Origin of the sequence: Desulfitobacterium metallireducens DSM 15288, from assembly GCF_000231405.2 — a bacterium.
GTDB lineage: Bacteria > Bacillota > Desulfitobacteriia > Desulfitobacteriales > Desulfitobacteriaceae > Desulfitobacterium_A > Desulfitobacterium_A metallireducens.
The window spans coordinates 1,966,840-1,990,942 of the sequence record NZ_CP007032.1; the positions used below are offsets into that span (position 1 = coordinate 1,966,840).

At 42.6% G+C, this 24,103-nt stretch carries 26 protein-coding genes; 3 read left to right on the forward strand and 23 right to left on the reverse strand.

Annotation, left to right across the window (positions count from 1 at the left end; all coding sequences use genetic code 11):
- Positions 1-77: 77 nt before the first annotated feature.
- From DESME_RS09425 to DESME_RS09440, 4 genes are all read right to left on the reverse strand, one after another.
- A complete protein-coding gene (locus DESME_RS09425; RefSeq protein ID WP_025248750.1) occupies positions 78-785 on the reverse strand; it encodes a FadR/GntR family transcriptional regulator in 708 nt (235 codons plus the stop codon).
- A 167-nt stretch (positions 786-952) separates the two neighbouring features.
- Positions 953-1,657 (reverse strand): FadR/GntR family transcriptional regulator, encoded by a 705-nt coding sequence (locus DESME_RS09430; protein ID WP_006716175.1) that lies wholly within the window; start codon positions 1,655-1,657, stop codon positions 953-955.
- A 74-nt stretch (positions 1,658-1,731) separates the two neighbouring features.
- Entirely contained in the window at positions 1,732-3,390 is a 1,659-nt protein-coding gene (locus tag DESME_RS09435; protein ID WP_006716174.1) for an L-lactate permease, read from the reverse strand.
- Positions 3,391-3,754: 364 nt separating this feature from the next.
- Positions 3,755-4,219, reverse strand: coding sequence for a hypothetical protein (locus tag DESME_RS09440; protein WP_006716173.1), 465 nt, complete (start codon positions 4,217-4,219; stop codon positions 3,755-3,757).
- Positions 4,220-4,365: 146 nt separating this feature from the next.
- On the opposite strand from DESME_RS09440, the gene DESME_RS09445 reads away from it, so the two are divergent.
- Entirely contained in the window at positions 4,366-4,881 is a 516-nt protein-coding gene (locus DESME_RS09445; RefSeq protein WP_006716172.1) for a hypothetical protein, read from the forward strand.
- On the opposite strand, the gene DESME_RS09450 is transcribed toward DESME_RS09445, so the two are convergent.
- The 15 genes from DESME_RS09450 to DESME_RS09520 form a co-directional block, all read right to left on the reverse strand.
- Complete coding sequence (locus DESME_RS09450; RefSeq protein ID WP_041484206.1) at positions 4,878-5,627, reverse strand: pseudouridine synthase; 750 nt, start codon at positions 5,625-5,627, stop codon at positions 4,878-4,880. The two genes, DESME_RS09445 and DESME_RS09450, sit on opposite strands and share 4 nt — an antisense overlap.
- 49 nt (positions 5,628-5,676) lie before the next feature.
- On the reverse strand, positions 5,677-7,092 hold the full coding sequence (locus DESME_RS09455) for an ArnT family glycosyltransferase (protein WP_006716170.1): 1,416 nt from the start codon (positions 7,090-7,092) through the stop codon (positions 5,677-5,679).
- Entirely contained in the window at positions 7,077-7,844 is a 768-nt protein-coding gene (locus tag DESME_RS09460; RefSeq protein WP_006716169.1) for a glycosyltransferase family 2 protein, read from the reverse strand. Before DESME_RS09460 ends, DESME_RS09455 begins: the two co-directional genes overlap by 16 nt.
- Positions 7,845-7,892: 48 nt before the next feature.
- Positions 7,893-8,432 carry a spore maturation protein gene (locus DESME_RS09465; RefSeq protein WP_006716168.1) on the reverse strand — a complete coding sequence of 180 codons (540 nt, stop codon included), beginning with the start codon at positions 8,430-8,432 and terminating at the stop codon, positions 7,893-7,895.
- Positions 8,429-9,010: a nucleoside recognition domain-containing protein gene (locus DESME_RS09470; protein WP_006716167.1), complete on the reverse strand. Its 582-nt coding sequence runs from the start codon at positions 9,008-9,010 to the stop codon at positions 8,429-8,431. The genes DESME_RS09465 and DESME_RS09470 overlap by 4 nt, the downstream gene beginning before the upstream one ends.
- A 154-nt stretch (positions 9,011-9,164) precedes the next feature.
- Positions 9,165-9,629: a GerW family sporulation protein gene (ytfJ, locus tag DESME_RS09475; protein ID WP_006716166.1), complete on the reverse strand. Its 465-nt coding sequence runs from the start codon at positions 9,627-9,629 to the stop codon at positions 9,165-9,167.
- Positions 9,630-9,726: 97 nt separating this feature from the next.
- Entirely contained in the window at positions 9,727-10,380 is a 654-nt protein-coding gene (locus DESME_RS09480) for a DUF2953 domain-containing protein (RefSeq protein ID WP_006716165.1), read from the reverse strand.
- 126 nt (positions 10,381-10,506) lie between these two features.
- Positions 10,507-11,142: a LysE family transporter gene (locus DESME_RS09485; RefSeq protein WP_006716164.1), complete on the reverse strand. Its 636-nt coding sequence runs from the start codon at positions 11,140-11,142 to the stop codon at positions 10,507-10,509.
- A gap of 8 nt (positions 11,143-11,150) precedes the next feature.
- Positions 11,151-11,711 carry an SMC-Scp complex subunit ScpB gene (gene scpB, locus DESME_RS09490; protein WP_006716163.1) on the reverse strand — a complete coding sequence of 187 codons (561 nt, stop codon included), beginning with the start codon at positions 11,709-11,711 and terminating at the stop codon, positions 11,151-11,153.
- A gap of 3 nt (positions 11,712-11,714) precedes the next feature.
- Complete coding sequence (locus tag DESME_RS09495; RefSeq protein WP_006716162.1) at positions 11,715-12,491, reverse strand: segregation and condensation protein A; 777 nt, start codon at positions 12,489-12,491, stop codon at positions 11,715-11,717.
- A 1-nt stretch (position 12,492) separates the two neighbouring features.
- On the reverse strand, positions 12,493-13,146 hold the full coding sequence (locus DESME_RS09500) for a site-2 protease family protein (RefSeq protein WP_006716161.1): 654 nt from the start codon (positions 13,144-13,146) through the stop codon (positions 12,493-12,495).
- Position 13,147: 1 nt separating this feature from the next.
- Positions 13,148-15,703: a CBS domain-containing protein gene (locus DESME_RS09505; protein WP_006716160.1), complete on the reverse strand. Its 2,556-nt coding sequence runs from the start codon at positions 15,701-15,703 to the stop codon at positions 13,148-13,150.
- Positions 15,704-15,799: 96 nt separating this feature from the next.
- The gene (locus DESME_RS09510) at positions 15,800-16,141 is read right to left on the reverse strand and encodes a hypothetical protein (RefSeq protein ID WP_006716159.1); all 342 of its coding nucleotides are present in this window, start codon (positions 16,139-16,141) and stop codon (positions 15,800-15,802) included.
- Positions 16,142-16,210: 69 nt separating this feature from the next.
- The gene (locus DESME_RS09515; protein ID WP_006716158.1) at positions 16,211-17,137 is read right to left on the reverse strand and encodes a magnesium transporter CorA family protein; all 927 of its coding nucleotides are present in this window, start codon (positions 17,135-17,137) and stop codon (positions 16,211-16,213) included.
- A gap of 77 nt (positions 17,138-17,214) precedes the next feature.
- Entirely contained in the window at positions 17,215-18,372 is a 1,158-nt protein-coding gene (locus tag DESME_RS09520; RefSeq protein ID WP_006716157.1) for an LCP family protein, read from the reverse strand.
- Positions 18,373-18,559: 187 nt separating this feature from the next.
- On the opposite strand from DESME_RS09520, the gene DESME_RS09525 reads away from it, so the two are divergent.
- Entirely contained in the window at positions 18,560-18,889 is a 330-nt protein-coding gene (locus DESME_RS09525; protein WP_006716156.1) for a hypothetical protein, read from the forward strand.
- 86 nt (positions 18,890-18,975) lie between these two features.
- Complete coding sequence (locus DESME_RS09530; protein ID WP_006716155.1) at positions 18,976-19,356, forward strand: hypothetical protein; 381 nt, start codon at positions 18,976-18,978, stop codon at positions 19,354-19,356.
- A gap of 46 nt (positions 19,357-19,402) precedes the next feature.
- Here DESME_RS09530 and DESME_RS09535 read toward each other — a convergent pair whose 3' ends face one another.
- The 4 genes from DESME_RS09535 to DESME_RS09550 are packed head-to-tail and all read right to left on the reverse strand — an operon-like array spanning position 19,403 to position 24,035.
- On the reverse strand, positions 19,403-20,425 hold the full coding sequence (locus DESME_RS09535; protein WP_006716154.1) for an acyl-CoA dehydratase activase: 1,023 nt from the start codon (positions 20,423-20,425) through the stop codon (positions 19,403-19,405).
- Positions 20,412-21,545 carry a hypothetical protein gene (locus tag DESME_RS09540; RefSeq protein WP_006716153.1) on the reverse strand — a complete coding sequence of 378 codons (1,134 nt, stop codon included), beginning with the start codon at positions 21,543-21,545 and terminating at the stop codon, positions 20,412-20,414. Before DESME_RS09540 ends, DESME_RS09535 begins: the two co-directional genes overlap by 14 nt.
- Positions 21,487-22,593: an acyl-CoA dehydratase activase-related protein gene (locus DESME_RS09545; RefSeq protein WP_006716152.1), complete on the reverse strand. Its 1,107-nt coding sequence runs from the start codon at positions 22,591-22,593 to the stop codon at positions 21,487-21,489. Before DESME_RS09545 ends, DESME_RS09540 begins: the two co-directional genes overlap by 59 nt.
- Before the next feature lie 14 nt (positions 22,594-22,607).
- On the reverse strand, positions 22,608-24,035 hold the full coding sequence (locus tag DESME_RS09550) for a spore germination protein (protein WP_084553228.1): 1,428 nt from the start codon (positions 24,033-24,035) through the stop codon (positions 22,608-22,610).
- Between the last annotated feature and the right edge of the window lie 68 nt (positions 24,036-24,103).

The following is a 24,103-nucleotide window of genomic DNA, read 5'->3' on the forward strand; positions in this document are numbered from 1 at the left end:
CCACCTCTATATTTAAACCTTTTCCATTCATAAGAATAATATTCGACTGAATTAGACAAATTCCTTCTCACCCGCTGCTAAATATGGCGATGTAGTTCTTCTTCAACCCCATTTAAATGTTCTAAAATATGTTCACTCGCTTTTAACGGATCTTTCATTTTAACCGCTTCATAGATTTGAGCGTGTTCCATATACAAGATATTAGGCGTATACTTTCCTGCGTAAAGCTTCGAGCGGCTGGTTTTAAGCATTTGTTGCATCATGTCTGAAATTGTATCCATCAAAAGGATAAGGATCTTATTTTTAGTCGCTCGCGTGACCGCATAATGAAAACGGAGGTCGGCTTTTTCCCCACCTAATTCGGGGTTCAATATCTCCTGCCGCATATCTTCTAGAGCTTCCTCTAACTCATGGAGATCTTCAGTCTGAGCTCTTTGTGCAGCGAGTTGAGCCGCTTGAACTTCGAGAATCTTACGAACCTCTAAAAGTTCTTGAGCCGTCCCTTTTTCAATAGACAGCATCCACGCTAAAGGAGCAATAACCGATTCAGGTCTTAACTTACGCATGAAGGTACCTTCTCCACTTCGTACCTCCAGGAGGCCCATCATTTCCAAGGCACTTAGAGCTTCGCGGATAGATGCTCGACTCACTTGCAAACGCGCCACTAAATCTCGTTCCGACGGTAACTTATCTCCAGGTCTAAGCTCTCCACGCATCACAAGTTCTCGAATTTGCTCAACAATTTCTTCATAAATTTTACGAGTCTTGATAGGTTTTAGTTCCACCGACGTACTCCTCCGCATGTTGAATCCTCTTAATTATTATATATATTTTAGACTATGTACTTAGTTTAACATGCTCCCGCATCAAATGCTATAAATGTTTAGATTTATTTAAATAATTAGCTAATTCCTTTTTGTCTTTGTTTTCAGTTAACTCATTTCAAAAAAAATCAGCTTACCACGGCGTAATTCGCTTCAACACCTGCTAGATGAGAATACATCAGCTGACTCGCTTGAGATATGTCTCTATGCTGGATCGCCTGAAAAATCGTGACATGTTCCTCATATAATCGTCTTGGCATATCGCTTCCTTCATAGAGCTTAATACGGCTAGCTTGCAACGTCCGTTCCATCGTATCGGATAGTACGTTCATCAAGTGAATAAAAATCGTGTTATGGGTCGCTCGCGCAATTGCAAAATGAAAACGCTGATCCGCTTTTTCCCCGAGTTGTTCGGTTTGTAAATCCTGATACATCATGTGAAGTGCATCTTCCAACTCCTGCAAGTCCTCTAAATTTGCCCGTTCTGCAGCGAGTGCAACCGCTTGAACTTCGAAAATTTTACGGACTTCTAAAAGTTCAAGCACCGTATCCTTTTCCATATAAAGTACCCAAGCTAAAGGTGCAACCAAGGATTCGATATTGACTTGGCGAATATAGGTTCCTTCACCACTTCGTGCATCAAGTAAGCCTAACATTTGCAGTGCACTCAAGGCTTCTCGAACTGAGGCTCGGCTGACCTGTAAGCGTTCTGCCAAATCTCGCTCAGAAGGAAGTCGATCTCCAGGTCTCAGTTCTCCTGAGGTTACAAGTTTTCTAATTTGATCTACGATTTCTTCATAAATTTTACGGGTTTTTATGGGTTTAAGATCCATTATAACCTTCTCCTTCATTGTAAATATGAACAAGGGAAGTGATTAAATCACTTCCCAAGCATATGCAGATTTAATTATTTAATCGCAGCAGTCAACGTCGGGATCATTCCCGGGAAAACGTATGCTTGAAGACCAATGATAATTATAACTGCTACCAAGAAGATCATTGAGTGTTTTAAGCTAAAGCGGAAGAGGTCAGATTCTTTACCGACTAGCCCAGTTGCAGCTGCTGCAACTGCAATCGATTGAGGAGAAATCATCTTACCCACAACTCCACCTGAACTGTTTGCTGCAACAGTAAGGACTGGGTTAACTCCGATTTGTTGAGCAGTAACCTGTTGAAGTTTACCAAAGAGAGCATTTGATGAAGTATCAGAACCTGTTAAGAAAACTCCCATCCAACCCAAGACTGGAGAAAGGAAGGGGAATACTTTACCTGTCGAAGCGAGTAAGAGACCTAGTGTATAAGAAAGACCAGAGTAGTTTGCAAGGTAAGCGAAACCAAGAACTGCACTCATCGTAATAATGGAGGTCCCTAATTGTTTAAACGTATTAACAAAGACTTTTACACCTTTAGAAGGGGAAACTCCAAGAATAACCATGCTGATAATAGATGTAAAGAGGATTGCTGTGCCCCCCGCTGAAAAGAAATCCCAACGATAAGAAGCAGCATAAACTACTGGTTTCGCAACAATTGGAGCAGCTTTATAGACGAGACCATCTAGGCCAGGCCAATGGGCAATGTTCACGAACCAACCCATTTGAGTCACCCAGTTTTTGAAGCTTGGAGTTCCCCATATGGCGACCATAATCGTTAAGAGAATAAAGGGAGACCAAGCTCGAATCGTTTGTCCAGCTGTGTAATGCTTAATATCCGTGGTATCGGCTTCTCCTTCGCTGGCAAAACGGAATTCATGTTTTGGTTTCCAGAATTTTAAGAAGACCGCAGTCACAATGAGAGAAGTTAAGGAAGAAATAATATCCGGTAAATAAGCTCCCAATAAATTAGAGGATAAGAATTGCGCACCTGCAAAAGAAACACCGGAAACGAGGACCGCAGGCATTACTTCCTTAGCCCCTTTCCAACCTGACATCAAAACGACTAAATACAGAGGAATGATTATAGATAAGAAAGGAAGCTGACGACCAATGGCTTGAGCAATAACGAAATCTCCCATACCGGTGACAGCACCTGCGGCGATAATTGGGCTACCAATAGCACCAAAAGCAACTGGGGCAGTATTTGCAACCAAACAAATTCCAGCAGCATACATCGGTTCAAAGCCCAGACCGATGAGTAGTGCGGCTGTAATAGCGACTGGAGCACCGAAACCAGCAGCACCTTCAAGGAAGGCTCCAAAGGAAAAGGCCACGAGTAAGGCTTGGATTCGACGGTCATTTGAAAGCGAAGAAATCGAACTCTTAATCACTTCAAAATGACCTGATTCAACGGTTAAGTTATATAAGAACACTGCCGCTAATACGATCCACGCAATCGGAAAGAGTCCGTTAACGATACCCAAAGCTGTGGCAGATAAAGCGGTCCCAACAGGCATCTTATAAACAAGAACAACATCGACGAGTGTAATTAGAACTGTCCCTAACCCTGCGATATGTGCTTTCATTTTTTTTATGGCTAAAGCCCAAAACATAAAGAAAATGGGGATCGCTACGACAAGTGAGGTAAGTGCTAAGCTATTTCCTAATGCAGCATAATTATGAGTCCACGGCATAAAATGACCACCTTTCTCCTCTTCAACTTTTTCTATTAGTTTCTGTCTTTTCTTAGAATAAATACACTAAAATCAATATCCTTATTTAGTGTGAAATTTCATTCCTCCATTCATAAAGTCTATATCTTGGCGTATCTGTTTGAAAATTAGCAATGGTCTGACCGCCTAGCCATGTACATAATAGTCTAAAAATTAGAATTTTGCAATACATTATCTTTATTAATAAAATTTTCACAAACTTTGTTGAATTTTGTCTTATTATGTCATTGAGTATATCTAACAGATAATAAACAAGACCTGACAAAACGTGTTGCGTTCTGCCAGGTCTCTCTGTTAGATCGTTCAATTTACTGAAATGTAATTTCTAATTTTGGAATTTACGTTCTAATTTTTTTACCTCTTCTTGCATGAGTTGATGCACTCTGAACAGAAGCCTTTCCGCATCCAAACGATAAATATTTAGATTTTCGGGGCTTAAAAACTCAATCTTCCGAAACTCCGGTTTCAAAACCAGAGGTAACAAGTCATCCACATTTTCAAGTCGCAACGTTAAAATTATGGGTGCATAGGCCGTTTCTTTATTTCTGCGTCCATCAAAATCATTGACTGTGTAAATATCCAGACTTAAATCAAATTCTTCGATCACAATTCCCTGGAGAGGAATGTTTCTCAGTAAGGCGACTTCTTGTTCTCGCGTTTGTTCTGCCATTTCCTCTTTACTTTTGCCTCCAAAAAGAAAACGACCCGTTTTACCTGCTCCTTTATAATCGAGACGTACGCGCACGCGAATATGTTCGGTTAAAACTTCCTCGCCAATCCGTATTTTCATTAGCATCTCTCCATGTTTAAATTAGTTAAAATAAAATTCGGCATAACCCTGATTTTCTCCTGCAATATGATGGTGTAACCTCGGATTTTATGGATATACTAATGACGATTAAACCATCAGGAAAATGACTACAAGGGGGATAAAGGATGACTACTCGATCAGTTATCGCTATTTTCAAAGGTCCACAACAAACGAAAGAAGCCATCGAAGAGATTCAAGGGGAATCTCTTGCCAATAGCTTCATTTCTGTTTTGGTTCGTAGCGAATATTTACACCAAGGGGATTTTAAGGAAGAACTTGCTAACGAGTTAGCCTATCATCCTTCTGAAATTAATCTCGATCTTTTTAACGCTTGGTTGGTACAAGCCCCGCCGATGAATATCCCAAACCTCGGTGAATGTGTGGTGGCAGGCCCCTTGGCCTACGATTTGCTTCATAAACCACACGGTCAGGGCTTGGGGGAAGCATTATTAAGTTATGGTCTATCCGAGGAACGCGTCCGCCACTATGAGCATGAAGCACGTACAGGTCATTTTCTGGTCCTGATTGAAACTGAACAAGAAAAAGTTAATTCCGTGGCCAATGCGCTCCAAAAATTCGGAGGACGAGATATTGAAAAATGGAATAAGGAACTCGACCATCCCCTTTATTCCAGACATTAGATCAATTGAACCGCTCGCTGTAATTTATAAACTTCAGTCGCACTAAGTGCACGATATTTACCTATAGAAAGGCTTGGTTCCAATTCGAGTGGGCCAAAACGAATTCGCTGCAAGGAAGCAACCGGATACCCAACCTTGGCAAACATCCGTCTGACTTGGCGGTTCCGTCCTTCATGAATCGTGATATCAAGAAAACGAAATAAGCCCTCACCGATTCGGGAGACTTCCCGTACTTTGGCGGGGGCTGTTTTTCCGTCTTCGAGAACGACTCCCGCTCGTAATTGATTCAACGCTTCATCCGTAGGTTTTTCCTTAATTCCTACTCGATACGTTTTCTCCACACCATAGCGGGGATGCATAAGCCGATAGGCTAATTCTCCGTCATTGGTCAGAAGGAGAAGCCCGGATGTGTCGTAATCTAAACGCCCAATAGGGTAAACCCGCTGAGGAACTTCCCGCAGTAGATCAACAACGGTCTTTCGACCCTGTGGGTCCATTGCACTCGTAATAACCCCTGTCGGTTTATGTAACACATAATAAACTAAGGACTCAGCCGGAACAGTGATCAATTTCCCTTGGACGGCCACCTTATCTTGAGGTTGGACCCGAGTTCCAAGAATTGTGACAATCTCACCATTGACCGTGACCTGACCCTCAAGAATCATTTGTTCAGCCTGTCGGCGCGAGGCAACTCCGGCATGAGCCAGTAACTTTTGTAATCGCTCTCCTTTAGTATCGGTATTCATGCTATCTTTCTCTATTCCCTTCACATGTCTTCTCCACTTCTCTATTTCATTACTGATTTTTCAATTGATATACTCCTGGACCGATTTCTGGAAAAACGGCTCTCACTTCATACCAAAACTCAGGGCTCTGTGTGGTGTGAGGCAGTTCAATCAAATAATCCCCTGGAATTTCTAGAAGCTCTTGCCAAGTCTCCTTATTTTTAGTGAGGTTCAAACGGTAACCTACTCTTTGGGCATAGTAGAACGTCATTGGCGGAGGATCGCTAAGGATCATGATACTCCCTGGCGGCGTAGAATCACGAAGCCAGAGTGCTTGTGATAAATACTCTTCCTGCCAAGCATACTTTTCCTCATTACCAAATGTACTATTTACCAAAAGCAGGGATAAAACCAGTATCCCGATGACTACCCCAGGAGTATCTTCGACTTGCTCAAGTGCTATACCTGCTAATAGCGCAAAGGGCAGAATCACAGGTATGAGATAATAATCAAGAGAAATTCGTGAACAAATGATTAAAATATATCCCCAACTGATTATACACCAAAGAAATATTCCATATAAAGTTCCTCGCCTCGTCTGAACGAATAATCTTTTTCGAAATAGGTAAAAACTTCCTATTCCTGACAAAACTAAAACCGGCATACCCACCCCTTCTCGCAGGTGAACCCTTAACTCCCACCAAAAAAGGCCTGTTGATTCTACAACTTGCCCCGTTAGAATTCCTGATACGAATTGACTCGACTGACTAGCTCCCACGTGAACCCAACTGTAATAGAGTAAAGGGGGAAGAAGAGCTAACCCTGAATAGATTAGAATAGGCCGAACCTTCCCTTTTAACGGCCAGAAGCCCATCACAATTGCAACCGGAAATATCATGAGTTGGGGAAGCTTCGCTAAAATCGCCAAAGCCATCATTAAGCCTGCTCCAGCAAACCGTAATCGCCCAGGTTTCTCCTGCCAATAAACCAAGGCATTTATAGCCCAAACTGAACAGGCCTGAACCACCGGCTCTGGCATCACAACCCGTCCATAATACACCGTTAAGGGGGCAAGTGCGTAAATCCCTGCAGCCCATAAACCGGCACGCTCAGAAAAACATTTTTGACCCAGAAGAAAAATGCCCCAAATGGTCAGCAAGGAAAAGATAATCCCCCATGCTCTGCCCCAAAGATCGGACCAACCAAACCAAGTCCAGGTCCACGCTAATAGATATGGTAGAAAAGGAAATTCCAACTCAACTTTTTGAGGAACCGTTCCATCATAGCTCAGAGTCGGAAACCATACCTGAGGAACATCTGTAAGTTTGCCCAGCATATGATAGGCCATGCTCGCCGTGTCCGCCTGTCTCCATCCTTGATCATCTAAAAGTGGATTTAGGATTCCTCGGGAGCGCATTAAAACTCCCAAGATGAGAATCACCAGCAAGAGCCAATAAATTGATGAGCGCTTTATTCTTCCACCCATTCGACTGAGCTCCACGCTCCTTTTTTAAATCGATAGATTAACGTAAAATACCCTTTTATTGTCGACCCGATTTTCATTTTACTTTTTCCTTGTTTTCTTTCATAATGCAAAATCAAAGGAACTTCAGCAATAGTTTGACAGAAGGGGACGACTTTAATAAGCAGTTCAACCATTGCTGCAAAGTTTCGGCTTTCCATCAACTGTTCCCCATAATTATGATAAGCCTTTTTCAGGGTTAATAGTCGATAGGCTCGATAACCGCAAGAATAATCTTTAACCCCAGGGATAGGGAAAAAGAGCGTCATCAGTCGGCCCGCGCCCCAAGATAGAATTTTACGAAAAGGACTAAGACCCAATTGCTGACCTCCAGTGACGTAACGCGAAGCAATAGCTAAATCTGATCCTTCCTTCATTTTTTGGAGCAGCAGAGGAATTCGATCCGCTGGATGGGTATTATCCGCATCTAAAGTAATTAAAATATCCTCTTCAAAATTCACCGAAGCGCTATTTAATACATAGGAAAAACCCGTCATCAAAGCTCCTCCAAGGCCCTTATTTTCCTCGTGATTGAGAACCCTTATATCTCCAAACTGACGAGCGTATTTCTCAGCTAAAACTGATGTTTGATCCGTACTAGCATCATTGACCACAATGATCAGATGAGGCTCCTCTTTTAACACTGAATTCAGATCCTGAAGTAAATTTCCTAAACTTGCTTGCTCATTATAAGCAGGTAATACAACAAAAAGCATACTACGACAGCCTCCTTTAGTCCCTTCGTAGTATGCACATTCTCACTCCTAATAAAACGTATAAAGGACAATCCAAATCGAGGCGATTAAACCAACCAAATCAGCCAACAATCCTAATTTTAAGGCGTACCGATATTTTTTAATACCGACAGATCCGAAATATACGGTCAAAACAAAGAAGGTTGTATCGGTACTCCCCTGTAAAGTTGAAGCGATCCGCCCAATCATCGAGTCTGGACCATACTGATTAATCAATTGTGTTGAAACTCCAAGTGCTCCTGAACCACTTAATGGGCGCATTACGGCGAGAGGAATGATAGCTGTGAGATTAGGATCTAATCCCAAATATCCAAAAACGGGTTGCAAGAAGTGTGAAAGAATCTCTAGTGCCCCCGAATCGACAAACACACGAATCGAAACCAGCATCCCTATTAGAAAAGGCATAATCCTTATTCCAGTCTTGAATCCTTCCTCTGCTCCCGTAACAAAAGATTCGTATACAGGAACTTTACGAAGATAGGCAATAAGCGGAATAAATAAGAGCAGAAAAGGAATCGCCCAGCGGGAAATCTCCGCAATAAACCTCATACCTTACTCCTCCTGCGAATCAGGAAATCAACGATAATGGCTAACGTCATCGCACACCCAGTTGCAAAAATTGTGGTTCCTATAATCTCAGTGGGATTAGAAGATTGAGCTTTCACTCGAATGGCAATAATTGTCGCTGGAATCAAGGTAAGGCAAGAGGTATTCAAGGCTAAGAACGTGATCATCGCCTGACTGGCCACCTCAGGATGAGGATTTTCTTTCTGAAGTTCCTGCATGGCTTTGAGTCCGAAGGGAGTGGCTGCATTTCCTAACCCCAAGATATTTGCACATAAATTCATGATGATAGCCCCTAAAGCGGGACTGTCCGGTTTAAGGGAAGGAAACAAACGGCGAATCATAGGCCCGAAGAAACGTGCAAGAGCTTTGATGAATCCTGCCTCTTCCGCTAAATGCATCAAACCCAACCAAAGACTCATCACTCCGATTAACCCAAATGCGGTCTGTACTCCAAGTTCAGTTGCTTGCATCGCGGATGATGTCACCGTATCAATTCGTCCATTAATTGCAGCCACGATTATCCCCGTGGCTAACATAAATAGCCAAATCGCGTTAACCATACCCTACTCCCCCTTGTCAAATATCTATGATTGGACAAGGGAGATTAGACCCTCTGAATAATTTGGGTTGGGCTGACAAACAAAGTGCTGTTGCATTGTGAACAAGCGTTCCGTATGCAACAGCACTTTATATATCATTTTATGTATTCCTGACTTAATCTTTTACGATGATGATTTCGTCATCGTTATAATCATCTTTCTTACTTTGATTATCCTTTTTCTTTAAAAGAGCGGCAACCTTATCAACCATACCTGGAACTTCGTCAATAATTCGGTCTACGATCATATTGTTATCGACAGGAAGAAGTCGAACTTGTCCATGACCGACAACCAAGAAACCAACCGGCTGCACGGATACGCCTGCACCACTTCCGCCTCCGAAGGGCAAAGCTGAGGATCCTTGCTTATCTTGTTTGTCTTCTTCTTTATTTTTGTCACCCTCGGGTGGTGGAAATTCACTTCCACCTGCCGCAAAACCGCAAGCAACCCTCGAGACTGGAATGATTATTGTACCATCGGGAGCCTCAACCGGATCTCCAACGATCGTATTTACATCAACCATTTGTTGAATGCTTTCCATCGCGGTTTTCATTAACGCTTCAATTGGATGATTCCCCATTTAAAATCTTCCTCCTTATCCCTAGATAAATGCCCGTACTCAGTCCAATCTTATGAACATAATATGTCCGATTCGCAGTTTGAATATCCAATAAACTTTATTGAAATTTACTTTTTTCTCGCATGACTAATCGTATTAAGTCCACTCCTACGACCATGATATGTCCAATTCGCAGTTTAAAGACACAATGAAGCTCGCAAGAAAAACCGGGTTGATTAAAATTAGGGATCACGGAAAGCTGAGGATGATTTGTATCCATCGTAACCTGACGATACAGCTTAGCTAATGAATAACCAATCATGCTCCAAAAATTCCCTGCAAGAATTGCCGTATAGGCCGCATCTTTACAGCCAACCTTCACCTTCCAATCCAACAGGGTACAATGAATACCCCTATAAAACTTGACTTTAATATGGTTGAGTTTGCTCAGGAGTCTTGGAATCATCGGCCAAAGGCGATAAAAAAATCCTCTTCGAAAGTAGCGAAAACGAACATTGACCTTTGTGTCACGTTCTTCTCCTGTCACCGCTTGAGTTTCCTCTAAAACTTCGAGTTGCGGTCCTTCTTCCCATGTAAGTCGAGCAGTAGGAACCTGGAGCTTAAATTTCCAGAGCCCTCCAACAGCTGACATTTGTATTTCTAAATGGTCATTTTCCGCCTGTCGGCGATATTGGAAATCCACCGTTGCCCGAATGAGCAAGATTAACCCTAATCCGATCAAACTGGCGAGTAGAAGCGCCAGAATCCGCACGAAAATCCCTCCGAACAATCCCAAAAATCTTTCTAAAATCTTAGGGTATCCGTATGACTTAAAGAATATGCAAAAAAAGATTCTATTGGGATAGCACCGCAATAGAATCTCCGCAATAGAATCTTTCTATAAAAATCGTATTCCAGAATAGATAAAGTAAGTGGCTATCCCCATTAAGAACAGTCCGCAAACCCAAAGGATCGTTCGATAAACCATCGGAGTCAATAAACGTCGCCCTTTTGCAACGGCACCAGAAACCAATGAAAACCAGATAAAATCTGAAGCAATATGCCCCAAATAGAAGCACACAGATCCCCCAATTCCATTCTTTCCTGCAAGCATTAAGGAACCCATCCCCACGGTCGCCCACCAAAGAACCCAGTACGGATTCGAAGAACTCGTCGTTACTCCAAGCAGTACGGGGTTCATACTCTTTTCAGACTGAGAGGCATTAAGGGACATGTCTAAATCCTTCTCACGGGCCTCTCGAATCATTCCATACGCCATCCAAATGAGGAACAATCCACCAATTAGCCCAATTAAGCCTTGCACAAGCGGGATATTTAAAACCGTGCCAAAACCAAACAACAGCAACAAAACCAGGAGCAGTTCTAAGAAAGCATGGCCAAGAATAATCAGAGGACCTGCTTTAAACCCTCTCCGCAAAGTCTCGTTAATCGTTACCGTGAGTACAGGGCCTGGCATAATCGCCCCAGAAAACCCCATGACTAGACTCGCCACAAAAATTGAACCTAACTCCATCTTATTTTTTATTCCTCATCTTCTTCACTCAATTCTTCCCTTGCTGCTTCCCTCATCTTGTCAAAATCAAGTTCAGGTAAATCTTTTAACGATTTAAGCCCGAAATGAAGGAGAAACTGCTCCGTTGTCCCATAAAGAATAGGGCGTCCTGGTCCTTCTTTACGACCAATCTCCTTTGTCAACCCTTTTTCCACGAGGGTTGCTAATGCGCGATCCGATTGAACTCCTCGTAAAAAATCAATTTCTCCTTTGGTTACGGGTTGCTTATAAGCAATAATTGCCAAGACTTCGAGCGCTGCCCCGGATAAACCTTGGGTAGGCTGATGATAAAGAGTCTCTATATAATGCGACATCTCCGGTTTAGTTCCCAGCTTATAGCCTTCATTAACTTCAAAAATCATAAATCCACAACCAGGCTCTGAATAGCGTTCCTGAAGTTCAGTAAGAAGTTCTGCCACATCTGGAGGATTCAATTCCAGGATAACCGATAACTGTTCAATCATTAAAGGCTCCTTAGCCACTAGCAATAAAGCTTCCAGTCCCGCAATTTCTGTTTCACGAAACAACATTTCCTACTCTCCTTCGGTAAATTCCCCAGCTTTTTCTGTGGGGAACAAATGAATATCCTGCCGAGGTGAGCTTTGTTCACAGCGAATTTTACCCGCTTTCAGAAGCTCTAACAAGGCTAAAAAAGACACAATGACTTCCATGCGAGTATTTCCTCTGATAAGTTGACTAAAACGTGTCCCATGCGGATGGAGAATCACCCGACGAAGCACATCGTCCATCATTTTGTCAATGGATATCTCGTCCGGTTCAACCGTTTTAATTTCTTCGCCCTGCTCAGCTCTCACAATAACGTGGCAAAAGGCCTCCCATAAATCATCAAAACCCACGCCTTCAAGAGGATCTTCCTCCTCCTTAAATTGACTCCGGATTTCGTCTATATCCACCGTTCTAAAATATTTCTGACCTGAGGAAACCTCTAACTCCCCAAGCGTCTGCGCCGCTTCCTTAAAGGACCGGTAAGCGATCAATCGTTCCACTAATTCCTGACGAGGATCCTCCACTTCACCCTCCAATTCTTCTTTTGGAGATTTGGGTAAAAGGTAACGTGATTTAATATACAGAAGTTGAGCCGCTAAAACTAAAAATTCACTGGTCACTTCCATATCTAAAGCATCCATCTGTCGAACAACTTCGATAAAGTGATCCGCAATCTGAGCTATAGGAATATCATAGATATCAATTTTTTCCTGTTGGATTAAATGAAGCAATAGATCTAACGGACCTTGGAAGGCTGGCAATTCAACATAAGGACCTGTTGTAGTAAGCGCTCCTTTTTTCATTCTAAAACCCTAAAATTGGAGACAATAACGCGATTGCCCCCTTCTGATATAGCGAATAGAGTGCTCCAACAAGAGGAAAAAGAACGCTTCCTAAAATATTCGTAAAGAGTACAAGCATCAAAATGACCATTCCATACTGCTCCAAGATGTGTAGAAAATTGCTAAAGCGATCGGGCAGAATCCACCCTAGAATAGAAAAACCATCCAGTGGCGGAATCGGTAATAGATTAAAAACGCCCAAGCCTAAATTCATGAGAACCAGCGCCATCATGATCTTAGAAAGAATCATCATCCAAGAGGAATTTCCAAACGAATGGAGTAATATTACCCAAACTACCATTCCTATAAAAGCGATGCACAAATTCATAAACGGGCCGGCAATAGCAACCAGCATATTACCTCGAGTTGGATTTCCTTTATAATACTGAGGATGCGTCTGGACCGGTTTTGCCCATCCGAATTGAAAAAATACCGCCATCAAAGTCCCAAAAAGATCCAAATGGGCAAAAGGATTCATCGTCAGGCGACCCTGACTTCGTGGAGTGGGATCCCCTAACCGATCAGCGACATACGCATGGGCGTATTCATGAAAAGCAAAACCAATCAACAAAGCGGGAACATTTGCAATGATCGTCGTCAAATCTAATCCTGGCACACTATTTCCTCCTTTGCTCGATTAGGCGTAGCACAAACTCTTTCTCCTCGGCAGAAGTATGAATTCTCTGTTCAAGCCAAGCCAATCGAACCTCTTTTAAAACATTCCCGATTTCGGGTCCTTTAGGAACTCCAAACTGCAGAAGCACCTTGCCATTTACCCCGAGTTTCAATTGAGCTACTGCCTCTTCGTAACTTGAGACGGCTTCATTTAAAACAGGATCCCATTTTAAAGCGCTTCGTATTTCCTGAGAAACACCCACAAGCTGCTGGTCTAAAACAGCCAAGCTCAAAGAAGGCTGAGCATAAAGGATTGCCTGAATTTCCTTAAATTTCAGAGTTTCTTTCCTCAATTCTTTCGTCAACTTCAGGCCTAAAACCTGTTCTGTTTCTTGAAAATTAAAATTTGAGACCGAGATAAGCCACCTTTCTTCAAGAGTCAGGTTCTCATTCTCCGCAACCCGAGCAAAATTCCAAGGCAACTTCTCGCCAAACCATTCTTCAAAAACACCGAGTTCGACCAAACTTTCCCCCATTTTAGGGAAGTGTTTTTCATGAAGCATAAGGAGAATTTCTTGAGTAAAACGTTCTATACTCACTTTCTTTAAAACCCCAGCCTTAAGCGCTGTTTCGACTCCCTCTAACGTCTCCTTTGACAACTGAAAACCATAGCGTTCGGCAAACCGAATGGCGCGTAAAATGCGTGTTGGATCCTCGATAAAGCTAAGATGATGGATAAACCGAATCTCCCCTTGTTTAAGATCCCGTAACCCTCCATAAAAATCAACAAGTTCACCATAGTGTTCCGAATTGATCGCTAAGGCCATTGCATTGATCGTAAAATCACGCCGGAATAAATCATCCCTTAACCGAGATTCTTCGACTTGGGGCAAAGCACCAGGATACTCATAATACTCCCAACGCGTACCCGCAACATCTAGATGCGTTTCATCCGGAAATTCAATTCGGGCCGTTCCAAATTGTTCATGAAGCGTTAATTGCCCAGAGCCCAATTCTTCAAAAAGGGCTTGAGCAAATGCATGCCCATTCCCCTCGACCACAAAATCCAAATCCTGAGTGGGGGTAAGAAGCAGAAGATCCCGAACAAACCCCCCAATAATAAAAACAGAATACCCTAAAGTATCAGCAACCTTTTGGCCTGCTTTCAACAAATCGCGCGTCTTTTTCGGAAGGTTTCCCAGCAGGTTAAGAATATCCTGACGCATTGCTAAACTTCGATCTCGGGTCAGGTTTGTTTCTGTCGGCACAGACCCCCCATGAATTAAACGTAAAACATCGGAGCGGGAAACGATACCTACGAGTTGATTATCTTCTAAAACTGGAATTCGTCCAATGTCCTCCTGAACCATTAACTGCTGAACTTCTTCCCAACCCGCATTTCCATCAACCGTCACAACCTCTTTAGTCATGAACCCTTTCACTGGCGCATGTTCTAAGCCATGTTTAAGCCCTTTATCTACATCACGTCGCGAAATAATCCCAACAAGCTTGCCTTCTTCTACAACCGGAACACCTGTATGGCCGTATCGAAGAAGGATTTGTTGCACATCTTTAAGCTTCATCTCAGGCGCCACACTCTTCACTGGATAACTCATGATGTCGTGAACCAGATGAGGGCTTCTTACCCGTTGCTTGATTTCTTCTTGGAGCTTAACGACCGTCTCTTGCACCGTCTTATTCTTGAGCGTTGCCGATGCAGCTTTAGCATGGCCTGCTCCCCCAAAAACTTGGGCAATTAAATTGACAGGTATCCCCCGCCCCCGTGAACGTCCAACGAGATAGACCCGATTCTCCATCCCCACAACAAGGAACAGCGTTTCTGCACCTTCCATTTCGCCGACGCGATGGGCAAGCAAAGCTAACCCCCCCACATAATCCGAGCTAACTGCGAACGAAATATAGATAGGCACTCCCTCAAACAATTCAGTTTGACCATGATCTAATAATTCTTGGAGCAGAACTTTTTGTTCATCAGTTAAGGGTTTACGTAGATAATCAGAAACAACGCTCAAGTTCGCTCCCTGTTCTAATAAGTATGCTATAGCTCTCACATCTCGAACCGTAGTACTATCGAAAAGCAAACTTCCCGTATCCTCATAAATTCCCAAGGCCAATAAAGTGGCTTCAAAACTACTGAGCGACACTTTGTTGATCTGGATTTGCTCCACTAAAAGCGTAGTGCACGCACCCGTATTTTCAATATGCATCCCCGGGCTAATTGGTCCGGAATAGGGATGATGATCGTAAATCTCCACTTCGAGCGATTCAAGCTGTCTAAGTTCTTCCACTTCTTTCAGCCCAGCTGCCCTACTGAAGTCATGGGTATCAACAAGGACAACCTTATGCACACTCGACCATGAAACATCCTTTAGTTTTGTCAACGGCAGACTATCTTTAGCTAAGGTAATATAGTCCTGAACATAAGTATTAGGTTTACCATCTATCCCCAAAATGCTATCAGGATACAGGGCTTTAGCAGCAACCATTGATGCCAAGGCATCAAAATCCATTTGCCGATGCGCAAGAATTAAGATCATGTGCTTTTCGTCCTTCATTTTTACAAAATCTTGATAATGGTTAATTATAACATTTCTATAATTAAAAAAGCCACCTCTAAAGGTAGCTTCTATTCATTACATTACTTCGTTAATTTCTTCCATCTTTTTATCAATATCAGCTTGTGTCATTCCATCCTTTATCATCCTAAAATTGATCGCATCCATCCAAAAGCCTGCTTTAGCGCTTATTTTCTTATACAACTTGCCATTCTTTTTGCTCCGTTTGGCCCGAGAATCTGCGTTAGCTTGAACAATTGAGCAAATGTAGCGTGATTTAAGCCGCATATCTTCGTCCATGTCTTCAAAACTATCAGTGAGTGTTTGAATCACTTTTTTGTGATATTCCGAAAATTCATCAAGCGGAATTTCCGTCTCCATATGTAAATATTCTTTCATCTTCTCAAATAATTGTTCCATCCATAAACCTCCATCACATTTTCCTAAAGGACCTTAAAATTATATCTTAATTTACAAGGAATAACAAGCCTATCGTAACCAATCCTTCTTCCAAAAATAGATTAGCACAACAATGATGATGAGAAACCCTATTGCATAAAAAATATATAATCCATAATAATTCCTGATCAAAGGCATATGTTCAAAATTCATACCGAAAAAGCTAGTCAACAAGGTGATAGGCAGTAAAACTGTGGCTAAGATTGAGAGTAATTTCATTATATCGTTAGCTCGGATATCAACGGCTGCCTGATAAGCTTCTCTTAGGCTTTCCATCCGTTCATGGGCCTGCCGGATATTTTCAAGTTCTCGTTCCGATTCTGTAATCAGCTCAGGCCAAGGAGAGGATGAGCTTGTGTCAATTCTCCCCAATCGTTCAAACGCTGTAAGATGATTATTCAGAGACTTCTTCAAACCCATAACGCTTCGATGCAGCACAATAATCTTGCTTTGTTGACTGGAATTTATTTGATTAAGAATTTCTTCTTCTAGCTGATCCATTTGGTTTTCAATTGATTCGAGTCGTGTTTGGTGATGACGTAAAACTCGGATTCCAATAATCTGGACTAAATCCATAGGGGAATCAATAATTCCTCGGTTTGCCCACTCAAGGACTTTTTCCTTGCGAAGCAAAGGGTAACCCACGATGACTAAGACATCTTTCGTTAGAAAGAAACGTATCGGATGTTCCTTCTCTTGACGGTCTCGATCGCTAAATAAAACATGATGAAAGCCAGGTCTTAAACGCATGACTCCAGGACGGACTTTTGAAGTTCTATCTCGCGTCGACGCATTAGCCAAGTTCGCTATGGGATGAATTTGCTTAAACCACTGGGTTTGAAATACGGCTTCATCTAACGGAAAAAGCTGAGGCAGAACTTCCCACTCTGTTAATTCCAAAAGATAAATTTTAAAACTAATCTCGTTATCCTTGACAGGTACAGTAAATTCTTCCATATTTTCTCCTTTTCGCCTGGATAATTAGACCTCCTTCTAAATTCAACTTCAAACTTGTTTTACCTTCTCTTTTCTTGTTAATTTTCCATTACCTCAAATTGGATCTCTTGATTTGGATTCTGAGTAGGAATGTTCTGAGTGCTTGATTTTTCTTCTGAATTCTGGTTCTGATTTTTTTGATTATCCTGTTTCTTGACTTCACCCTTCGAACGATTTTCCTGTCCAAAAACAGAGGTTGTTTTTCCCTCAAGAAATAGTTGGGTAACCACTTTTTGAACTTGGTTCGAATTTACCTTCCAATAACTTATCCCTTTTTCGATTGCAAATTTTCCCGGAAGGGTTTGACTCACAATTTGATACTGTTCCGTTTTCTTTAATAAACTGGCAAGAGACCAGATCTGGCTGATACTCAAATCCGTCTGAACTGACTGATACACTTTGGGGATGGCAAAAGGAAGCTTCGGCAAATTTTCAAGTTCAGTCGCTTCCTTAAAAATGGCTTTGACAACTGCCTGCTGGCGAGCTGTTCTTGAAATATCTCCCATTTCATCATTGCGGAAACGGGCATATTGAAGAGCCTGGCTTCCTGTAAGACGCTGGGTTCCTTTTTTTAAATCTATATATCGGTCTTGGCTATCTCCAGTATCATAATGCATATTCTTCTCAACATTTAACGTAATTCCACCTAAGCTATCAATGATACTTTTAAAGCCATTAAAATTTGTCGCAACATAACCGTCAATCGGGTAACCGATCATGGTCTCAACATACTTTTGAGTCGCAGAAAATCCATTTTTCACTCGAGCAATAGCATTGATCTTTTGAATATCTACCCCCGGAAGATCAACTTGAGTATCCCGAGGAATACTCAGGAACGTCAATCTTTCGTTTGATTGATCGATACTGGCTACGAGCAAAGAATCCGTGTTGCAGAGAGAAGTTTCCTCTGGACGATTATCCATTCCGATCAAGAGAACGGTAAAACGTGAACTATTAAAAGATTCTACGGTTTCATTTACCTTATCCTGTGGAGATGCTTTTTCATCCTTAGCTGTTTGATTAACCCTCTGCGATGGTTGCGTTTCTGCTGAAAAAATTTTTCCCACTTGACCCCGTCCCCAAAGAGTTAGAGCAAGAAGTACAATCCCAACGCCAAGCCCAAAACCTAAGATGGCATTAACCCCATATACTTTAAAGAATTCAAGGCTACTTGCCTTTTTTTTGTCTTTGGGCATGTCGTCTCAACTCCATTCTTGAAATCTCAAGAATAGCTTCGACAATCTGAACCCATTTATGCATCATGAAGTATCGTTAATTTTTGGAATCTCCCTATTCCCTTACCTTCACATTGGTAAATTTATGTAGCAACTCTTTTTGAATGGAATATAATACCATTAGATAACCATTAAAGGGGGGATCAATGTGTTTTTCCTTAACAAACTATCATCCCGTACTAATGAGCAAAAACAAGAGCTAGAATTAGCACCCGCACCATCTCCAAGTACTTCAAGCTTAGAACAAGAAAACTCTCCCGAAGTTCTTGAAAACGCAAATACTGAGCTCGATCAAGATTTTTCGTATGAAACGCCAGCTTTATTTAGCAAGTTTCTCCGCAATCAGAAAATCTACTCAGGTCCGGACACTTTCTTTGAAGATGAGTCTTGGGCGCCAGAGTATCAATCTGTTAGGCTCTTTCACAGACAGTGGGGCACAACAGAAGAACAAATATCCTCACCTTCCGACCCCCAATAATCATAGGGCCGTGTCCTTAAATACACGGCCCCTCTCCTTCTCTTAAGCCTAACTCAACGCTATTTTCTAAAGGAGGCAACTTGCCCATGTCTTCTGGTATCTTTGGACCACGTGCCCCGTCCTATCCCCTTCCTTCTTATTTTAATCAACCTTATCGATCTCCCTATGGTCATTCTTCGCACGTCCCATATACCTCGCCAACGTACTCTCGACCTGTTTATCCTCAGCAGTTTACGGAAGTGCCACAATCTTATGCCACTTTTCCTTATCAAAGCTTACCTGTTCGTCTCGTATACCCTGAAAATCCCCCTTACTTCTCGAATTCCGTCTATTCGCCTGTCTCACAGTATTCGAAAGGCATCTCTGAGCAAGGCTTAGAAACCATCTTAATCGCCATACTTGTTCTGGTCTCTTTGGATCTGGTTTTTGTTCGACCGCTGAAAAAGCTTTCAGTAAGTGAACCGTGAGTCACGCTTCCCCACTGTGGCGTCATGTGCTATACCGCCCCTATTCCTAAGAGGTTACTGCTACAGTTTTTTCACCGGTTCGATCATCTTGAACTTCAGTAACCGTTGCGGACCATTTTCCGCAGCGATCGCCCCAGCGGGCTAAGATTTGCTTTTCCTGCCGAATTTCTACAACTTCACAATGATTGGCGCAACCTTTGCAATCGAAACTGCGCGCTTCAAAGCAGGTATCTGTAAGTTGAAGTCCCCGGAATTTACTCATATGGTTTTTCTTCTGAGCTATTTTTTCTTGGGCCAGATAAGCGGCGCCTAATGCTCCCATAACTGCGAAATGATTGGGTACAATTACTTTTTGACCCAGCTCTCTTTCAAAGGCCTGCCGGATTCCTGGATTAGCTGCGACTCCTCCTTGAAAAAGAATAGGGCCAAGTATTTCTTTGTTTTTGCCTACGTTATTTAAATAATTGCGGACCATCGCTTGACACAACCCTGCGAGAATATCGGGTAAAGGGTGTCCTAATTGCTGTTTATGGATCATATCTGATTCAGCAAAAACAGAGCATCGCCCGGCTATTCTAACCGGGTGTTCTGCTCGTATCGCGATCGGACCAAAGTCTTCAATGGGAATCCCTAACCGAGCTGCTTGTTGATCCAAAAAAGAGCCTGTCCCAGCGGCACAAACTGTATTCATCGCAAAATCAACCACAATGCCATCACGCAAAATAATTATCTTAGAATCCTGACCGCCGATTTCCAGGATCGTTTTAACCTCAGGATATTCACGCGAGGCAGCTACAGCATGAGCCGTGATTTCATTTTTTACAACATCTGCACCCAATAAAGTTGCAGCAAGTTGGCGTGCACTTCCTGTCGTCCCAACTCCAATAATTTGAGCAGAATTTCCTATTTTTTCTCGTAACGTCTTTAGGCCTTCTTGAATGGTTTGCATGGGGCGTCCCTGAGTCCTTAAATACATTGCTTCAGCCACTACATTATCTTCCCCTAGTAGCACAATATTTGTGCTAACAGACCCTACATCTACTCCTAAGAAATACTTATGAGTGTGCACTAATCAGCCCTCCTCGATTTGCTTCTTTATGACGAGATCGCTCAAGCAGATCGACAAAGGCCTCGAGTCGGGTCTGAATCCCTGCCTGTCCAGTATGCTCATCAAACGTTAGGGTCATGATGGGTAGGTTATAGTCTTCTTGAATCCGCGGAAGAATGCTTGAGGCCACAATTTCTGGCATACAGCCTAGAGGTAAAATTTGAATAATTCCATCATATCCCTGACGTGCAAAATGAACTGCTGAGCCTACAGTTTCAATTCCGTGCCCCCCCACGAAATGATTCAGATAAGGTTTAGCTAGACGATAATAAGGTTTCAAAGGCCGATATCCCTGCGCCAAACCTTGAAAGACATGTTGCCCAACCCAGCCAGAAAGATAGATCGAGCGATCTACATAGGTTCCTAGGTTTCCTAACTCTTTCTCCACTTCACAGGAGGTAAACGGTTCTAAAAGAGTATAGATCTCTCCAATAATGCCAATATTCAAGGGTTTAATTGTCAAACCCTCTGGATGTTCGGCGTGTTTTTCCTTGATCCTAGCTTGGAGCCATCGGACTACCCCTTGAAGACCTTCATCCGTCATCGCCAACACAAGCCTTCTCTTGGCTTCCTCATAAAGCGCGTCGGCTTCATGCGGATTTTGAGCACGCGGACGAAACCCATGAATGAGAATCTCAATCCGATCCATAGCAACTGATTTACGATAGGCAAACTGGACTGCGCGTATTATCTTAGCCCATGAGTTTTTCTCTCCTGCAAGATATCTAATCCGCCCTGCTAAGCCCAACAATCGCCCTTCAGGCGGTTCAAGTTGAATGAATTCATAATTAAACCCAGCATCCTTAAGAATCATTCGCTCGCTTTCGCCATAATATCCGAATCGACAAGGGCCTCTTCCTGCAGTAATCGCAACCGTATCTGCACCTAATTCCGCTGCTTCTACATAGTTTCCAAGATTGAGTTTAAGAGGTAAACAGGCCGATTCCGGCGCAAGCTTTGTCCCAATATTTAATGTTTGTTTACTATTAAATGGTGCAACAACAAATTCCACTTCCAAAGACTCAAATAGAGCTTGAATGATAATCCAGGCATTCCCCATGTGTGGGAAGGTGACCTTCATGTCTATTTCTCCTCTCTAGCATGTCAAGGAAAGCCTCTAAGCGGGTAATTAGGCCCGCTTCACCTGTATGTTCGTCCAGCGTAACCACAAGATAAGGCTTTTGCTCCGCTCTTGCTCGTCGTGCAAGGAGATCGTTCGTTACCGAATCCGTCCCACAACCAAAACACGAAAGATAAATGATCCCATCGACTTCTGGATCTTCAAGATAAGACTCCCCTGCTCCATAAATTTTCTGCGCATGGCTCCAGAAGATACTTTTTCTAAGAAGTTTCTGTTTTGCTTGAGTTACCGCTAACGGAACATTTTCAACCACCCTGAGATTTGCTTTCTCCGCTAACTTTGAAAGAAGATCAAGATTGGCATACGTTTCATAGGTTAAATAGCTATGCCCCAGGAGCGCAATTGTAGGGCGATGTTCTTCCTCCGCTGCCTCTCCCGAATTATTTTGCATTTCCGGCCATTTTTGATTTCTATTGGGCCCTAAAGGAGGATCAGCTGTCAAACCCAAATTATTGAGTTTTTCTGACTCCGCTATATTTTCGAAACATTCCATGCTTTCCTCAAAACTCCAACCCTGCCTGCGCATTTCATGATAGGTCTGAAGCCAACGTTCTCCTTCAGCAAAAGCGTGCTGAATTTGGTGTTTACTTTTCCCTAAACATTTTCCCCATTGAATCAAGTTCTTGAGGACACTATGTACTCCAGCCTGCCGATTGATATCCACGCTGAGTACCTCAAGGCCTGCTGGGATTACCCCAAGAACGCTTTCGGGAAGTCCCAGTACCTTAGGACAAAGATATGTGTTTTTTTCCATACTGACTAAGCGTGGCAGAAAAACGGCATCTACATCACTCAGCGCATTAAGATGACCCACAAGTATTTTAATCGGAAGGCACGTTTCCGCTGGAGCTTTTTTTAAGCCGATTTCCATTATGTCCCGATTGGTCTGTGGCGTACTCACAAGTTCAATATCTAATTCTCGTAAAAATCCTGCCCAAAACGGATAATAATCATAATAGGTTAACGCACGGGGATAACCTAATTTCAAGCGTATGAACCTCCCTATTTTTTAGTTTTTTGGGGTTGTCGCGATTCATCTTGCGGCTTCAGAATACTTGGTCTTGTATTCTGAAGCGTCACCGGTGAACGGAAAAGAGCCTTTCCTACAGCCTTACCATCAAAAGGGATAACTGGCCATAGATAAGGAACGCCAAAGGATTTTGTCCGCAATAGCAAAATGAACACAGCAATAATTCCTATTCCAAAGCCAATAAAATTTCCGATAAAAGTCATGATCACTAAAAAAAGCCGAGCCAAGCGATTCGCCTGAGCGAGTTCATAACTAGGGGTCGCAAAGGTACCCACCGAAACAATCGCGATATACATGACAATTTCGGGTGTAAATAAGCCCACTTTAATCGCGATGTCCCCCAACATAAACGTGGCCACTAAACCTAAGGCTGTGGATAATGGAGAAGGGGTATGAATCGCAGCCATTCTCATCAAATCCACACCGAATTCAGCGATGAGAATCTGAGGAAGAAGACCCACCTTACCCGGTTGCGAAACTCCAATCCACTTGAGCCATTCCGGCAATACATCTGGATTTAAAGCTCCTGCTAACCATAAGGGCAGTAAAAAAACGGACACGAAAATTCCAATATACCGCACAAAACGCAAGTAAGCACCAACGATAGGTTCTTGCCTATACTCTTCAGCATGTTGCAGATGGTGCCAATAAGTAACCGGGGCAATAATGACGGAGGGCGATGTATCTACGATAATAATCACATGCCCCTCTAAGAGATGAGTTGTTGCTACATCCGGTCTTTCCGTGTACCTCACCCGGGGGTAGGGATTCCAAAACTTACTCCCTAAAATAAACTCCTCCACGCTTTTTTCAGCCATGGGAATCCCGTCGACTTGAATTCCTTGCAGTTCTTCAGTTATCTTACGAACAAGTTCAAGATTCGTTACATCTTCGATATAGGCCACACAGACATCCGTTTTGGACCGTGTTCCAACTTGAACGAGCTTCATCCTTAACTTTGGATCGCGCATCCGTCTACGAATCAAGGCGGTATTAAAAACCATCGTCTCTACGAAACCATCCCTTGATCCCCTTGTAACCTTCTCAATATCTGGTTCTTGTGGGGCTCGAGCAGGGAACGTCCGAACATCTACAATGATTGCTTTTTCCTGACCTTCAACCAAAATGACCATCGGACCGGACAGTAGAAAGTAAAAAATTTTGTCCATCGTTTCGACTTCAGAGACCTGTAAGTTAACGATCCGACCTTTAACCAATTTCGATAACGCATTAACGACCAAATCTGCTCGTTCTAAATCGATGAGTGCTTCAAGGATTAGACTGACAACCTGCGTGTTCACCATACCATTGACAGAATAGATCGCGACTTTTTTCCCACCAATAGACATTTCGCGTAAAACTATGTCAAAGCTATCGGGTACACCCAGTTCTTTATTCATATAATCTACATTTTCTTGATAAGACTTGCTGACCTTAATATTTTGTTCACTCGAGTTACTTGAACTAC